This window comes from Halobacteriovoraceae bacterium, from assembly GCA_020635115.1.
Classification (GTDB): Bacteria; Bdellovibrionota; Bacteriovoracia; order Bacteriovoracales; family Bacteriovoracaceae; genus JACKAK01.
In genome coordinates, this window is sequence record JACKAK010000005.1 from 254,973 (window position 1) to 271,597 (window position 16,625).

Sequence of the window (16,625 nt, forward strand, 5' to 3'; positions counted from 1 at the left end):
AAATCAAAACCACTGTGATTAAATTGAATTAGCCCCTAATATCAGTACATTAGTAACTCCAAAGATGGAAATTTTCAAAGAAAATAACAGAGGATATAGATGGATATTAAGTATCAATATAGAAAAATCTCCGATGATGAAAATTTCGTAAGAAGCATTCAATCATATTTACAGGCATGGTGCTTGAATTATTACGAATCTAGTCAACACGATTTTCTCCTCTGCCAAACTATGTCCTTTCTAAAAGGCAAGGAAACGTTAATTTTACCTAAAGAAAAAATCGAATATTTTAAAAGGTGGAACAAGAAATATAAAAGACTCGTCTCTAAATGGCCATTTGAGCAAGTTATTTTCTTATATGGGAAATGGAATAATAGCGGAATAGGACTCAAACATGATAAAATCCTATACATCTATATAGGAATTGAAATTGAGTCGATTCATTTACTTTTGGATAGACTCTTTCATTATTATCAAAAGGAATTATTAAAGTTTCTACTGGCCCCTTTTTTTTTAAAATTTATTCATAATAATATAAACGTCCTTGATTTTTTTATTCAAACAGTCAACTATTTGACTGAAAGAGATTTTACAAAGCAAAATACGGCCAACAATAGTATAAAATCGTTTTGTAGATATTTAGAATCTTCATCTTTCGATAGAAATAAATTACCGATCTTTATTAAAGGACATTTAAGTCATTTTCAAAACGAATATCAAGCTTCTCAAAATTTGATGCGTTTTTATGCTGAATCATAATTAAAACTCTACTACAATGAATATATGATTGAATTTTTAGTAATTTTATTTATTTTAACTCTTATTTATTCCTTTTTATTATTTCATCTATGTAAGAAAAAAATGATCTTATCAAAAAAAATGGTCTTCTTCTCATTACCATTTATATTTTTGAGTGCTTTTATTTTAACATGGCCAAGCTTTTACATTATTTTTCATCATTATAAAAAAACAAACACAAATACTTCTTCTGGTATGCTTAAATTTTATGAAAAATATAATGACTATGTCATACGGGCAAATCATTTTGATAATACTGCCAAGGATGAATTTAAAGAATTAAACAATCTATTAAAAAATTTTTCGAATAATCATTTTGTTGAAATATTTCCTCACAATATTTTTTATATATTAAGTGAAAAGTACAATCGAGTAGAAATAGACTATAATATAAAAAAGAAACTACCTGGGCTTAAGAATGATATTTTGGAAATTGAAAATTACATAGAGCAAAATTCCGTTAAGCTTAGCTACTATTTGAATGATAAATATAATTATGTCTGTTTAAATGACAAAGATAGTTCTTGTGATCGAATATTGATTGATTCTTATTTTAAATTTTTAATGGTAAAACATTTCTATTATTTCAAACAAAGAAATGAGTCAAAAATATCTAAAACATTGAATGAGATTCATTCACTTTTTAAAGTCTCATTTCCCTATATGCATTCACTTTTAGGTAAAGCTCAAATTCAGTTTATAAGAAAAACTTGGATAAATTACCTCTTTTATATTGTTCAAAATTTTGAAAACATTTCTCAGTACAAAGAAATTGCAAATGAGTTTGAAAAACTCATTCCAAATGATTCAATCATTGAGGCGATAGAGTTGGAAGGATTGAAATTTGATTTTTCTAGGAAACAAACATTTTCTGGCCTCGAAAACATAATATCAACCCTTCATATTCAAGGAGAGCTCAACATTCTTGATCATTTTTTCTACACGTATATGAAGAGTACAGGTGTTCTCTATTATATGTACAACTATAATAAGCTAAGTGAAGATAACTTCCTGATTATATCTGATTATTTATCCCAAATTAGAGAATTTGAAAAAAAACCAACTGAAAGTTTCATCTATAAAGATAATATAGACCCTACAATCTTTGTATCTGAAGATATTTTTAGTATAAAAAATTCTTTCAATATTTTATTCTTTTCTGAAAGACCAAATTTTGATTATTATATTTCCAAGTTTTCTAAAGTTAAAAAAGAAGGGCAAACTATTCTTGAGATGATTAACTCTCATAAAAAAACGGGCACATAATATGGGTCTATGGAAAATATTAAGAGGGCCAAATGTATCAATATACCCTTTAAACATTGGTATAATTCCAACCAATATTAAGAATGGATTATTATTTTCATTGGATGACAACAAAATATTGCTCGAAGTTTATACAAGCAGAAAAGAAAAATTCTTTGAATTGTTATGGAGAAATCCAATTGATGAACTGTTAAAAACTTTCAGTATCAATTATCGCAAGAATCTCTTTAAAAAAATTAAATCATTTTCTAGAGATCCTCGGAAGAAAAGATTTGAATCTGGGATTTGTTTTGAATATTTAAAAAACTCCCAGCAAATTCGAATCACTGAAATTGCTAAAGACTACCAATCTCCAACAAGTTCTCAATCCATCAATGATTTACTCAATATTAAAATGCCACTAATAGCGAAACATCTTGATTGTGATTTCATAGTATTAGAAACATTTAGCAAATACGGAAATAAATTACTCAGAATGGGTTGGGAAATTAACCCTAACATCAGACCTATCTACATACGTTTAGGTGCATGGCTAAATAGAACAAAATGTTATGCCAAGAAAATTTAAATTTCAAACCCCAGTTTAATTGATCCACCTGCGTATTTTTTAAAAGTATAAGTCTCTTGATTAGGAATATCATATGTATATGAATTCGGTGTATATTCCACTGAAAAAAATGCTCTTTCCAATAGGTTTATCACTCGAATTCCATACACTGGCCCATAGTTTAAAGGATTATCCGTGAGTCCATATTCAATTTTAGATGACGTTCGATCAAACTCGAATCTCTCTGAGCCTTGTCTTAATTCAAACTTCACAAAAGGTTGAATCCCATAATATTCACTTTGTATATTCAAATTAATATCTGTTCCAATTGAAGAGTAAAGTGTGATTCGTGTTGCTTCACCTCTTATTCCGTTAATTGTAAAATCTGGACGGCCATTAGCATAATTTAAACCCAGAAAAGGTGTGACACTTATTAAACTATTTTTTAAAAATTCACGTTTAAAAGCAAGATTAATAAGAGACATTGTAGTCTTATCTCTTTTCGATGATGAAACTTCTTGAACACTCAATTGGTTAATACTGACACCAAACTCAGTTTGAATTTGAAGTTGTTCACCTTTATGAGAATCTATCTTTATAGATGTCAACGCAAAAGCAGAGTTTAAGCAGAAGATTAATAAAGCAATGACTATTTTCATGAGGACTCCAAATAAATAAACTTAGGTATAGGATAACAACAAATTCTAAATTAAACCTGACCATTGTTTTTTTTACATATTTGTACTGTAAGTGAACAGTATTTTTGTTTGAAATTTATCCTGTGATTACAATAAGTTATAAAACACTCTATAAATTGTTTTATTTATTTAATTTATATTATAAATCATCTTATAAAAATCTTTAATTGGAAAATCTCTCGAATAAGTGAGACTATCAAATCACAAACTTAACAAAGGAATCTCTATGTCTTTAAACACAGGTATAAACGAAGAAAACAGAGTCAAAATTGCAAAAGGACTTTCAACTCTCCTGGCCGACACATACACCTTATACTTAAAAACACACAAATATCACTGGAACGTAACTGGCCCAATGTTTCAAACATTACACACCATGTTTGAAACACAATACAACAATCTTTCTGTTGCGGTGGATGAATTAGCTGAGAGAATAAGAGTTCTAGGTGTAAAAGCTCCTGGTTCTTATAAGGAGTTTTCAGATTTAGGAAATGTTAAAGAAGACAGCTCTATTGATGTAGACGCCCAAGAGATGATAAAAAACCTACTTGCTGATCATGAACAGGTTACTCGCTCGGCCAAGGCAATCCTTCCTCTGCTTGAAGGTGCCAACGATGAAGGAACAAACTCATTAATTGGTGCGAGAATTGAATATCATGAAAAAACAGCTTGGATGTTAAATAGTTTAATTAGTTAGTCTTTTGGGGCACCTCAGTGCCCCATTTATATACAAAAAAATTCCGATTGGGTAAATTCTATAGACATGTTCTTTTTGACTGGTAAAAGATCCTTTATAAGTTAAAGTCTTACAACTTAAAATATAGAGGGTATTATATGATTTTTAAGTTTCGATTGATATTATTAATAGTCTTTATTTATACAATCTCTAACGGCATGTATGCTCTTCCACTAGATGAAAGCGCACTTTATAAAAAACTTAGTCATGCCAGTGTAACAGTGATCTCAACTACCAGTGAAAAATATGAAAATATCATTGCAGGAAAATACGCCCCTGAAGAAAGTGATAATGAAAATACTTTTATCGAATTACTCAAATTTATTTTTTTAAAAAAGGATAACTCATTTTCTGATGAAGGATTGTTTTCGCAAGGTTCGGGCTTTATACTTAAAGATTATGAAAATACAATTGCAACAAGCTATCATGTTGTTGATGAATATTTGGAAGATGGCGTCTTTTTCTGCATCAGAAATGGCCAAAAGACTATTAATGAAATCATTTCAGTCTACGAACCAAGAACTTTTTTAGAAAACTTTTCTGAACATCAAAAATTTCTGTGTAGAATAAAACTCATTGACCATTCCAAAGATCTTGCTTTATTGGAGATGGTTTCACCTGATCAAAAAAATATTCAAAAAGATGGCCTAATTATATCCTATGAAAGACCCCCTATTACATCCAAAGTCTACAATGTCTCTACTCCCTTTGGACATACTGGCCAGTGGAGTACTGGAGTGGTTAATAATTGGATAACTGGTTATCAAGATCAAATTGCAGGGATAAACGAGGACTTCACTATAAATGAATTTATTCTTGTTAATTCTACCAGCATTTTTTCAGGATCATCTGGTAGTGCTCTAACAAATGAGAAAGGTGAAATCATTGGTATGGTGACTGCATCTTATCAAGATATGGGTATGGCGATTATCACTCCAATCAATGAGCTATTTCCTAGAGATGAAGAAAGCATGTTGCTTACGATAACTTCAAATTAGTATACTTCACAGTGTATTTTTCTTGTCACTTAGATTCTCCAGATGATATCCATCCAATATGATTGAAAATGCTTTGGATTTCTTAAAAAATTCATTTAGGACTGTTTACCAAAACAAACTAGATCTCAAAACATGGGAAATCGATCATTTGTGCTACCGAACTGTGAGTGATCAAAATTATATCGAAGTCAAAAATAAATTCCTAGAACTTGGAAGTCTTCTCACAGAAACTATTGTCAGAGGTAGACCAATTGCGATCATCAAGTTGAGTGAACCGATTTTTTTTGATCAATATATTATTGATCTTATAGAAATACCTTCTCCTAAAAAAAACTCAACATTTTCAGAGGGTTTTGAGCATTTTGAAGTTGTGATAGATTGTCATTTTCAAGAGTTCGTTCAAAAATATCCACATATTAAATTCGATCTATCAAGTTTAAGTAAAACTCTTAACCCTGAGCTTAAGCTCGATTTTGAAACTTTTCAGATAAAGTTACATCACAAGTCACTAGAGCATATCATTAATATTGAAAAAAATAAGAATATTATGAATTTTCTATGTGATACTGATATTCTTAATGTTTTTAGAAATTTCCATCCCTGTCTGTCAGGAACAATTCCTCTTGGTATAGACACATCTTGTTCTGATTTAGACATTCTTTTTCAAGCTAGTCAATTTGAAGAATTTCTAAGGTTAGTTCAGATTCACTTTTCAACATTTCCTGGGTTCTGTATTAGAAAAAATATTCATCAAAATAAAGAATCTCTAATTGTAAATTTTAAATATAATAATTTACTTATTGAACTTTTTACTCAAGATTATCCTGTTTATAATCAACGTTCAAATTTGCATTTTTTAGTTGAAGGCAGACTCCTTAAGATTTTTGGTAAAAATCTTTCTAAAAAAATCATTGATTTAAAATCTGGTGGTTTAAAAACTGAACCGGCCTTTGGGCATATATTTAATCTCAAAAACTCATACGATGAACTAGAAAATTTAGCTTATTATTCTGATATGGATCTTTATTCAAAACTCTTCTCCGAGTATTCAGGTCAACTTGCAACATAATGATTTTTTTTGATAATACTCATATTTTTTGAAATGATGTTATAATAGTCTTGGAACTTTTACGGAGGAAAGTTATGAAAAAAATTTATATGCTCATGGTTCTCTCAACACTGTCTCTTTCATCTCATGCAGGAATTCTCATAGAACCCTATCTAGGATTTGGCCTAGGAATGTCGGGTGATCATACTTCAACAGTTAGTGGTAATTCAAATGTCTTTGATTCAGACCCAGGATCTGCTGTTGAATTTGGTGGTAGAGTTGGCTATACATTTATGGGCTTTTTTGGTGCCCTCAATTATTCAATGACATCATTTGACATTGATGACAAACCAACAAAAATTGCAGGGGTTTCAAGTTCTTCCTATGCTACAAATACTATTTCAATGGATCAGAATGCTTTTGGAGTCACTGTTGGTTATAAACTCCCAATTTTACTTCGATTTTGGGGTACGTATCACTTCAACGTTTCTTGGGATAGTGATGCCGATCGCGTAGCTGATAACACAACAAATTATAAAACTGAATCGAGCGGGAATGGTTTTTCGCTAGGGGCAGGATGGACAGGACTTCCTTTCATCACGGTATATGCGGAATATTCTAGTGTCACAATCGACACACTTGATAAGGCGACTAATTCAGGTGGTACAGATGTTTCAGGAAACTTTAGCTCATATGAGAGAACTAGAAATAGTCTCATTATCGGTGTAAGTGCACCTTTTGATATCTAAAAAATAGTGCCAGTTTGACTGGCACTATTTTCTTTTTACTTTTGCCATCCTCTTTTCTAAATCAGTTCCAGTTCTAAAAATTAAATGCACTGGAGTATTGATAATTCCATATTCTTGTCTGATACAATTTTTGAGATATCTCTTATAGGTCTCAGGTATCCCCTTTGATTTATTAGTATATAAAAGAAATGTTGGTGGTGCCGATTTTATCATTGAAGCGTATTTAACTTTTAATCTCTGGCCTCTAGACTTTTTAACGACAATCCCATGGTGATCCATAACATCAAATATAAAGCGGTTTAAATGACCAGCTGATACTTTCTGAGAACGTATAAAAATTGTTTTTTTAATGACTTGTTTCAACCTGCCAATTGATTTTCCATATTTAGCAGAAATTGGAATAATATCACAGTAATTAAGCCATGGGATTTCAGCGCGAAGATCGAGCAACCACTCCCTTCTTTCTTTATCATTAGCAAATTTACCTTTAAACAGGTCAAATTTATTAAGACAAATTATAACAGATTTACCTTTATCTAAGGCAATATCAATGAGTCTTCTATCTTGATGTCCAACTCCTTTTGTACAGTCAACCATGTACACAACTATATCGGCCTCAGAAATACATCTTAAAGAACGATATACGGATTGTTCTTCTATAAAGTCATGAATATTTCCTTTTTTGCGAATACCTGCAGTGTCTACAATATGAAGGGATCTCCAATAACTTCCCTTTTCTTCAAACTCCTCTATGGAATCTTGCTCATCCTCTAGAAGTTCACTCATTTTTTGTTCATAAGCCGATTCCTCGAGCTCAGTATTTTGCTCTTCAAAACTCGAGATCTCATCATCGTCAAAGTCTTCATCATATTGTCCAACAGTATCTTTTCCATGTAAAAGATCTTCTTCATATGAAAGTATTAGTTTTTGGTAAACATCCTGATTATTTTTTCTAAAGTCTTCATACTGCTCAAAAAGCTCTTGGTTTGAAAAATCTTTTTTTGAATTTGCTTCATCAAGTTTCGCTACATCTTCACCAAAGTACAAATCAAAATATCCTTCAATTGGATCTACTGTCGTTCCGGGAATATCAGAGACTAGTGCTCTATTGGCGCCAAGTAATTTATTGAGCAATGTTGATTTTCCTGCATTAGGAGCACCAATAATAGCAACTCTGGAAACAACGCTCTCCCTAGGAGTTACACCTTTTTGTAGATCTGGATTTGATTGCTCAATGGCCGCAAATAAAGATGCTTCACGGTGTATTTTTTCTCTTAAATTTTCCACCCCATAACCATGAGCTGCTGAAGTCGTAAAGAGTTGATCTCCGTCTATTCCCAGGGTATATGCATCTATTTCCTGGCCAAATTGTGAGTCGGAGTCAAATTTATTGCATACAACTAAAAAATCTTTTTTACATTTTCTTATAAAATCAGCAATAACTTTATCTGATGGGAGTATCCCTTCTCTCACATCGACAACCAGTAATACTAAATCAGATTCCTTAATTGCTAATTCTGCGTGTTCAGTCATGATATTGAAAAACTTATTATAAATTTGTTCTTCATTCATGTGCAGGCCATTGCCCTTAGATTCTTCAAGTTTTTGAGGATAAAATCCGCCGGTATCAACCAGAATAATATCCTGTGGATCCTCGCCTCTGGCATCATCGAATGTTGCAAAACCATAGTGTCTATCTCTTGTCACTCCAGGTCTGTCATACGTTAGGGCCTTTGTCGATTTCTTCATCAGTCTATTAAAAAGAGAACTTTTTCCCACATTAGGCCTACCAATTAAGGAAATAACCATATTTCTTTGGATTTTTTCAATCATTTTTGTCTCCATACTCTCGATGAATTCACAGCTCTTGGGATACCAATCTCTTCCAGAACCCAATTATTCTTAAACCAATTTGGAGTTACTTTAACGTGGAGATTCAAATGAACTTTTCCCCCAACTAAGTCTTCAATCTTTTTTCTGGCCTCGGTTCCAATGTTTTTTATCATTGCTCCTTTAGATCCAACAACGATTGCTCTTTGTGAGGGTCTGTTTACTAAAATAGAAGCAGAGATAAAGCATACAATTCCTCCTGGTCTTTTTTCATTAGGTTTCATATCTTTATATTCATCAACGACGACCGCAATCTCATAGGGAATTTCATCTTTAAGCATTTTAAACGCTTGCTCTCGAATGTATTCAGTTGCAAAAAAACGTTCATTTTTATTGGAAATCTCTCCGCCTGGATAGAGATGAGGACCTGGTTGAGCTTCATCACAGAGGTCACCTATAAGTTTATTCATATTGAGTTCTGTTTTCGAGCTGACGACATAATGTTTTTCAATAGAAGGTATAATCTCTTTAGCTTTTTGAGTGATTTCTTCAAGTGGTAATTTGTCTATATCAGAAATGAGATCTGCCTTAGTATAAATGACCCAAGTTCTTGATAATTCTTTTTCAAAGATGGAATGGAAAATTGTAAATTGTGGGATCACTTCCTTAGTTAAATCGATCAAAAGAAGATTAATGTCCACACCTTCTTGTCCCTCAACGGCCTGCTGATTGAGGCGCTTATTGAATTCTTTATTTGATTTATGAACACCTGGAGTATCAACGAGAACAATTTCTGTCCGATCTACAGTTAAGACGCAATGGAATTTATTTCTTGTAGTTTGAGCTTTATGCGAGACGATAGAAAGATCCATCCCGAGAAGATAATTTATTAAGGTACTCTTTCCTACATTTGGCGCTCCAAGAACCGAACACATAATGGCCTTATTCAAAGGATGCTGATCTTGTAATAACATTTTCTCTCCTAATTTTTAATATATGATCTTTCTATTAATATTTTTTTTGCCAATTTTTTAAACCCTTTCTTTTTTGATGTATCAATAAGGGTTCCCAATACTTTTCCTTCTAAAGTTATTTTTAACTCAAAAAGGGACGGATCTATTTCACAAGATTCAAACTTTGGAAAATTACCTGTTATTTTGACAATTTCCTCTTGAAGTTTAGACTTTGGGTCATAATCAGTAAGTCTTTCAATTGAATAATATTTCTTATTAAATTGTTTTTCGTAGATATCGACAATGGATTTAAAAACTTCCACTGTTCTATCAAAACCGCTTTCAAAAAAAATCACTCCTAGGATTGCCTCAAAAGTGTCACAAAGTATTCCCGATCTTGTTGTATTAAAAAATTCCCTTTCACCCTTTCCAAGTAAAATATATTTTTCAAGTTCCAAGGCCAGGGCCATCTCTGTTAAGATATCTTCATTAACAAGTGCACTTCTCAGTTTACTTAGCTCTCCTTCATTCATATTTTTAAATAGATTGCAGATTTCGTTAGTGACAATTGTATTTAAAACACTATCTCCTAAAAATTCTATTCTCTCATTATAGGGAAGATTTAGATCTTTAAATTCATGTGAAACAGATGAATGGGTCAATCCTTCTAACGCTTTTTCAGGTTCTATGAAATTGTATTTCAATTTTTTTTGAAGATTCTCAAGTTGATTTGAGTATTGAAAGAATTCATAAAAATGTTTTTGAGTAGTAATTTTATTTTTTTCATATTGGAGTGTTTGAAGAATATCACTAAAAGATAAATCAAGGTTCCCTACAGCTGTATTCGTATTTTTCGTTTTCTGAGACGCATTACTATCCAATATTGCGTTGTATTTCTGTAAGGTCATCGATCATCTCTCCTCTAAGTAAGCTGATGATTATTTTTCAAATATTCGAATTTTTAGACATTTAATCGGGCGCACAATAACATTGACACAACTCAAACGCAAGAGTTTGTTTTTTTACATGTACAAATTTCTATAACTTGAGTTATCCTTGGGCCGTTTAACAATTCTAAATCTTAGTCAAAGGGTATCAGTCAATGGATTCAGTCTCTACTGAAAGTGTAATCACTTCGACTCAACACCAAGAAAGCCAAGTTCTCTCTATTGGGCACATTTCAGAAAATGCTCAATCATTACAAAAAAGTTTTTTCAATGATTTAAAGGACAAGGGCAGAAGTACAAATACATTGAAGACCTATAAAACAGATTTGGATTGTTTTAATCAATTTCTGTTGTTAAACAAAGGGGATTTATCGCTCAACGAATTCAATTTACAACATGTGGCCAGCTATGATGAGTATTTGCAAAAAAAATATGATTCAGACAATTCTCGTAGAAGAAGAGTCCAGGCATTAAGGTTGTTTTTTGATTATCTGGTTGAACGCGAAATCTTTAGCTCTAATCCCGTAAGAAAGTTACCTACTTCTCCAAAATTTTTAGATATACCTAGACCCACCAGTTTTGAAGAAGTTACGAAATTATGGGATTTTTTACTCAAAGAAAGCAATCGCACTGATTTATCTACGATAGAAGAGTTAGTTATTAGAAGAAATCAGATTTTATTTCTCTTCATATTTTCCGGTGGACTAAAAGTTTCTGATCTGGCGCATCTGAAGGAAGAACATGTCTTTTTAGGAAACTCACCAAGAGTAATGATTTTACCAAAAAAACGAGACCCCTACTCTGTTCCTCTTCCCAAAATATTTACGAGTGTTTTTGAGCGATATTATTCTCTTCTAAAATCTTGTAAAATGCAGTCTGGTTTAGATTTCGAAGAAATCCTCTTCAATGCCAATCCTTATAAAATACTCTCAGGAGGTCTATCTCCAAGAGGAATTGAAACCATCATGGAAGAAATTCGAAAAAAATTAGGGATCCGTTTAACTCCTAAATCGCTTAGACAATCTTGTATATTCAATTGGCTCTCAAAAAAACATCCTGAAAACCTGGTTAAAGAATGGATGGGAGTTGCACCTTCTTACTCCTTGAAACTTTACAAGGAACATCTTGAAAATAATTTATACAATGATGCTTTTATTGAAGAATTTTATCTCATTCATAGATCTATTCAATGAGAAATTTTTGACAAGAGATCGCCAAATAGTAGCCGTTTAAACTTGGTTTTTTCATCTTCTAGGATAAATTGTATTAATTTTAAGAGTTAACTTCTAAAAATTCCAAGACGACCTTATCAACTTGTTCGTCCGGACAGTGATTTATTAGATCTTTGAAACAGGCCATAGTGACAATCTCTTTTAATTGGTGACTAAGTTGTTTTGTTTGAACTTCAAGTTGTGAATATATAAAGTCAGCATTCTTTTGCCTATTTTTTCTTGAGAGGTTAACCTATCCTTTGAATTTAAAAAAGTGGAGTTAATCAAAGCACTAAAGTTCAAAATGCTTGAAATGGATTTTGGGTCAGAAGAAAATCCATAGTTTTTTGCTTTCGTTTCGTCTTCAGCGTATAAGGAAACTAAGAACAGGTCTGAATTGACCAAGTTGTAAACAGAATCATTTTGTGAGGTCTGCGCGCTTAATATATCTTTAACTAATGGCAATGCTTTTGATATATATATTCTAGACTTTTTGGATATGTTTTCAAACTCAGAGGCAATTTCTGGACGATCCTTATATTTTTCTTTTAAAAGTTGATCTACCAGAGTTTCAATTTTTTGTTTGTGATTGGTATTTTTTAAGAAACTCCAAGAAATTTTATTAAGAGTAAGTTCAGCTTGGAGTTTTAAAAAACTTTGAATCTCGTCCTGTGAGAAGTTAGAACTGTGAATATAGCAACTTAATTCCTCAAGACAACTTTTATTAACATCAAGGTTCTCTAATGGTTCCAGTTTATTAGAACTAATAAATTGAACTCTTGAAAGCTCAATTGGGTAAATGCCGTAATCTATTTTAATTTTCCCATCATTTATCGAAATACCTTTCAAATCCTGACTTAACATAATAAAACTTTCTTTATCCATATGATAAAAATACTCAAAGTCATTATTTTGAATATGTGTTTCAAATGTTTTTGGATTTCTTGAAATGATCCATGTATTTTCAGGAAACTTGTGAACAACTTCTTCGGGGTGAATATCTCTTCCGGTATCAATAATTGTCAAGTCTTTAGATTCTTCAGATTTTTCAATTAGATCCGGCAAATCTCGCAATTCTTCAAATAATTTGATTCGAATACCACTAGATAGTTGACCCAACTACTCAGGGATGCAAGAAGATATTTGGTTGAGTACTCCATTTGAGTTAACGTTAGGTAATTGATCATCTAGAACTGAACTTTCATATTCATCAAATGAATCTTTGTATAACAAGTATAGTGGACATTTATCTTTTATCTTATCTGTCACAAAATCCTCATCACACATTATGGAGATCTCACCCATTAAATCGTCCCAACTATCGGAGAATTCTTTGTTCTTTAAACTTTCTTTAATTGAAGATTTTTGAAAGTTAAAACAGTTTTCATCATTTGCATTTTTCGTAATACATAAGCTTTCAGCAAACAATAATTTATTGCAAACTAATTGATCTTTTGAGTACAGAGTTTCGCTATCCATATTTGAAATCTCGCATTGATTACTTCTCAAAATTCCAATAAAACCTCTTTCAAGACATTTTTCATCGGCCCTTAAAACAAGTGGTAAAATCGAAAAAAAAAGAATCGCGAATTTCATCATTTGTCTCTCCCTCAATTATTACATTTAAGAGACTAACTAAGGGCAATCCAAAATATATTTAAACTTAGTAACTGTACTTATATTTAAAAATCCATATAACGTTTGAACTATCATCATTAAATGTTTTTAATCGCGCTATTAAAATTCTATTTTCTGAAACGAGATTTGAGAAAATCAAAAAGACCTGCAATAAGAACAATAAACGATAAGATTAGAAAAGAGAAATCATACCAATTATGATACTCATAAAAACTACGATAGGACATTTGAGCCATAAGCAAAAAAAATATAATTATACTTTTACGAGAACTAAGAACTTTTTTAAGTTTCATTTATGAACTTCTTTTTTCAAAAATGTATTCTCACAATTTATAGAAACTATTTTTGGGTTCTTTACTATCTCAACATTAAGCCAGTGCGGTCTTCCAACAAACTCAGTTACATCAGTATAGAATCTCCATATATTTGGAGTAGCGTAATTACATGCTCCCATATCGATGAGTGAACGCATAGTGGCCCCAATCGCAGCTCCAGCGTATGTACTTGCTAATATTCCAGCAGCAACGACACTAAGTTCAATAATTCCTGAAGCTGGGGCAGCCGCAAATGGTATTGAGGCAGCTATTTCACGAATAGTTATTTGAGGATATTTTTCAAGATTATATGTAAGTGCGACAATTGTTCCAATTGCTTTCTCTGCCGTTTCAAAACCATTTTGAGGCACAGGCAAACTCATCTCATTCATATAAAATTTGAAATGATTATTAAATTCTCTACAATTCCTTCTTGTTATTATTAATGCCACTAATATTCTCCAAATGACCCACTTTTGCACACTTCTATAATATCTATAATCAGATTTCAAGTTGAAATATGTAAAATATCTAAATCATAAAAAAATATTTTATACTTTCAATGTGAATTAATTAAGTATTTGAAAATTAATAAAACCTGGAAAAAAGCTAACTGACTATATTTATAGTTTGTTTTAACCCTTGTGAAATTGAACATAAACCTTTTTAAATATTTTATCAGTTTTAACTTCGAATTCTTCAATTGATATGACTTTTACTTTCCCATACCCAAATTTTTTAGCTTGTTTTCCTGTCCAAGTTTCTAGTGCTGCCTCTTCAATACTTTTACCTAATTTGTATGCATTTTCAAATAATATTAAATTATCAATAAGTATTTCTGACTGCCAAAACCCAATAATATACTTAACTTCACCTTTAAAATATTGCATCATGTATTTAAACTGATCTTTTGCGAAGAATGTCTTAGAACGAGTATTTTTCCCGTCTAGTGATTTAGCTATTATTGTGACCTCTAAACCTCCGTCATTCCAAAGCTCGGCCTCAAGGCGTATCGTCGGATGATCGATAGCATATACATTATACTCATTCTTTCTCACTATTGGCTTTAAAGGGTTTGTACTAATTTTTTTTTCACATTCAAATTTGTCCATAGCATTTGCAACTACAATCGAAAATAAAAAATAGATTACAAATCGGGTTTTGACATTCATATTATTATCTAGGACGATACTGAAATGTTAATAACTTACTAATCAATAAGAAAATACCTTATAAATAAATGTTTAATCAATATATGTTTTGGCCTCTGTAAATAATTCAATTTCATAGTTTTTAGATATTTTAATATAAAATAATGCTATGAAAAAGTTCTATATAGTTGGTTTAGGATTTATAAATGTTCAATATTATAAAGTTTATTTTATGGTTTTTTATTTCTCTTGGTATTTTTGCGGAAGTTTCTAAATGTGAAAATTATCTTCTTGAAATTTTAGATGATACAATCCGCCCAAAACATGATGAGCTTTATTCCCTTTATGGCAGAATCAAAAAACAAAGTAACAGAACAAAATTATTCCAATCAAAAATGATTGGAAAAAAATACTCCTCTCTCCCTAAGGAAAAAACAAATTCGTATCACACAACTAATTATAAGGATATATCACAATTTGCACCCAAAAGAGCTGCAGATGTCTGGATAAATTCATTAATTGATCCATATGACGAATTTTTATTCTTCATCGAAAGAGGATTTACTCCTTTAGAAGCATATGATGAGTATCTAACTAAGCTTAATCAGCAGGTTTTTAGATTTAACAAGAATGGCCATGGAGGTTATGATGCTAATACTGTTCTTAAAGCTCTTAAGGCGATACAAACAATAAATTTAAATAGAACAATTTCTAATTTAATAGATGGTAACAATTCTATGTATATCTCGTATGTGAGTGGTAGTCTTGTCAATGGACGGGCCAATCTTTCGACCTCATCATTAGATCTATTTATGGACAGCATGTATGATTTGATTACTTATAAAGATACAATCGCTCAAGAAATACAACGTGCTTTTCCAGGGGAAGGTGTTTCCCTATGGACGACTTTTAACAAAATATCCAAAGATGATGCCATTGAGCTTAGTTCTGTCAGTCGAATTCAGGCAAAAATTGAACATAATAAAATTTCATTAATTATTTATCCTCGAAGAAATTCAAAACGAAAACTTGTCGGCAAACCAATTGAATTTGTAATTGACAAGACACCTGAAGAAGAAATAGAAAAATTAATTCAAAAAGGACTGATCTTTCCTAAATTTGAAGAAATTTTAAAAACAAAAGTCTATCATGAGTATGAATTTAAATCTCTTGTTCAACAAATAAAAAAATCAGAGTTAAACATTTACGACAAGGCCAAAGAATTAGATTCTCTATTTCTAAGTGCTGCCAAAAATGATCAATTTGATCAACAATGGTTCTATAAATCATTTCTTGATGATTATTTAATTTTTAAATTTGGAACTGATATCCCATTAAAAACCCTTCATTTAGGAAAAAATCTACCTTCAATATTCAATGTATATTTGTCTAAAACATTTATACACAAACTTTTTAATTTTTTAGATAGCAATCTGATTATTTATCATTATTTTTTTAGTTCTTTGGAAAGAGCAACAGAAAAAGAATTCAATAAATTTGGTGCTGATTTTGTCATTGAAAAATTTGTTAAGGCGTCTGGATTTGATTTTCCAAATAATTTATCTTATCTAGTCTATCGAATGTATTATAATTCATCTTTTAAAAATTCTTCTGGACTTAAAATTGCTATAAGAAAATATGGTCATGAACAGTTTAGTAATGTTCTTATTGCACTTGGAATTAATGAAAAAACAATACATGAAATTATTTATTAATGCCCTACACCTGTCTTTTTAAATTA

Annotated in this window: 17 protein-coding genes; 9 read left to right on the forward strand and 8 right to left on the reverse strand. The window is 31.2% G+C overall.

The genetic code is table 11. From position 1 onward, the window contains the following. The first annotated feature begins 99 nt into the window (after positions 1-99). The 3 genes from H6622_09720 to H6622_09730 are packed head-to-tail and all read left to right on the forward strand — an operon-like array spanning position 100 to position 2,632. Positions 100-759, forward strand: a complete 660-nt coding sequence (locus H6622_09720; GenBank protein ID MCB9061787.1) for a hypothetical protein — start codon at positions 100-102, stop codon at positions 757-759. Between the two features lie 24 nt (positions 760-783). Further along, on the forward strand, positions 784-2,064 hold the full coding sequence (locus H6622_09725; protein ID MCB9061788.1) for a hypothetical protein: 1,281 nt from the start codon (positions 784-786) through the stop codon (positions 2,062-2,064). A gap of 1 nt (position 2,065) precedes the next feature. Continuing rightward, entirely contained in the window at positions 2,066-2,632 is a 567-nt protein-coding gene (locus H6622_09730; protein MCB9061789.1) for a hypothetical protein, read from the forward strand. Here H6622_09730 and H6622_09735 read toward each other — a convergent pair. Beyond that, positions 2,629-3,270 carry a hypothetical protein gene (locus H6622_09735; protein MCB9061790.1) on the reverse strand — a complete coding sequence of 214 codons (642 nt, stop codon included), beginning with the start codon at positions 3,268-3,270 and terminating at the stop codon, positions 2,629-2,631. The genes H6622_09730 and H6622_09735 overlap by 4 nt on opposite strands. Before the next feature lie 265 nt (positions 3,271-3,535). Between H6622_09735 and H6622_09740 the strand changes: the two genes are divergently transcribed. The 4 genes from H6622_09740 to H6622_09755 all read left to right on the forward strand — a co-directional run bounded on the left by H6622_09740 (position 3,536) and on the right by H6622_09755 (position 6,840). After that, positions 3,536-4,006: a DNA starvation/stationary phase protection protein gene (locus H6622_09740; GenBank protein ID MCB9061791.1), complete on the forward strand. Its 471-nt coding sequence runs from the start codon at positions 3,536-3,538 to the stop codon at positions 4,004-4,006. A gap of 137 nt (positions 4,007-4,143) precedes the next feature. Then, positions 4,144-5,043: a trypsin-like peptidase domain-containing protein gene (locus H6622_09745; protein ID MCB9061792.1), complete on the forward strand. Its 900-nt coding sequence runs from the start codon at positions 4,144-4,146 to the stop codon at positions 5,041-5,043. 58 nt (positions 5,044-5,101) lie between these two features. Then, a complete protein-coding gene (locus H6622_09750; protein MCB9061793.1) occupies positions 5,102-6,112 on the forward strand; it encodes a VOC family protein in 1,011 nt (336 codons plus the stop codon). Between the two features lie 74 nt (positions 6,113-6,186). Then, entirely contained in the window at positions 6,187-6,840 is a 654-nt protein-coding gene (locus H6622_09755) for a hypothetical protein (GenBank protein ID MCB9061794.1), read from the forward strand. 24 nt (positions 6,841-6,864) lie between these two features. Here the strand turns inward: H6622_09755 and H6622_09760 are convergent, their stop codons facing one another. From H6622_09760 to H6622_09770, 3 genes are read right to left on the reverse strand one after another with little or no spacing between them, the layout of a single operon-like run. Further along, complete coding sequence (locus tag H6622_09760; GenBank protein ID MCB9061795.1) at positions 6,865-8,673, reverse strand: 50S ribosome-binding GTPase; 1,809 nt, start codon at positions 8,671-8,673, stop codon at positions 6,865-6,867. After that, the gene (gene era, locus H6622_09765) at positions 8,670-9,644 is read right to left on the reverse strand and encodes a GTPase Era (GenBank protein MCB9061796.1); all 975 of its coding nucleotides are present in this window, start codon (positions 9,642-9,644) and stop codon (positions 8,670-8,672) included. Before era ends, H6622_09760 begins: the two co-directional genes overlap by 4 nt. 8 nt (positions 9,645-9,652) lie before the next feature. Then, positions 9,653-10,531: a hypothetical protein gene (locus H6622_09770; GenBank protein MCB9061797.1), complete on the reverse strand. Its 879-nt coding sequence runs from the start codon at positions 10,529-10,531 to the stop codon at positions 9,653-9,655. Between the two features lie 194 nt (positions 10,532-10,725). Here H6622_09770 and H6622_09775 point away from each other — a divergent pair, with 194 nt between their 5' ends. Then, positions 10,726-11,763: a site-specific integrase gene (locus H6622_09775; GenBank protein MCB9061798.1), complete on the forward strand. Its 1,038-nt coding sequence runs from the start codon at positions 10,726-10,728 to the stop codon at positions 11,761-11,763. Positions 11,764-11,943: 180 nt separating this feature from the next. Here H6622_09775 and H6622_09780 read toward each other — a convergent pair whose 3' ends face one another. The 4 genes from H6622_09780 to H6622_09795 form a co-directional block, all read right to left on the reverse strand. Next, positions 11,944-12,900 (reverse strand): hypothetical protein, encoded by a 957-nt coding sequence (locus H6622_09780; protein MCB9061799.1) that lies wholly within the window; start codon positions 12,898-12,900, stop codon positions 11,944-11,946. Then, positions 12,901-13,380 carry a hypothetical protein gene (locus H6622_09785; GenBank protein MCB9061800.1) on the reverse strand — a complete coding sequence of 160 codons (480 nt, stop codon included), beginning with the start codon at positions 13,378-13,380 and terminating at the stop codon, positions 12,901-12,903. It abuts the gene before it with no gap. Positions 13,381-13,708: 328 nt separating this feature from the next. Continuing rightward, positions 13,709-14,185: a hypothetical protein gene (locus tag H6622_09790; GenBank protein MCB9061801.1), complete on the reverse strand. Its 477-nt coding sequence runs from the start codon at positions 14,183-14,185 to the stop codon at positions 13,709-13,711. A gap of 183 nt (positions 14,186-14,368) precedes the next feature. Continuing rightward, entirely contained in the window at positions 14,369-14,905 is a 537-nt protein-coding gene (locus H6622_09795; protein MCB9061802.1) for a hypothetical protein, read from the reverse strand. Between the two features lie 185 nt (positions 14,906-15,090). Here H6622_09795 and H6622_09800 point away from each other — a divergent pair, with 185 nt between their 5' ends. Next, complete coding sequence (locus tag H6622_09800) at positions 15,091-16,599, forward strand: hypothetical protein (protein ID MCB9061803.1); 1,509 nt, start codon at positions 15,091-15,093, stop codon at positions 16,597-16,599. Positions 16,600-16,625: the final 26 nt, after the last annotated feature.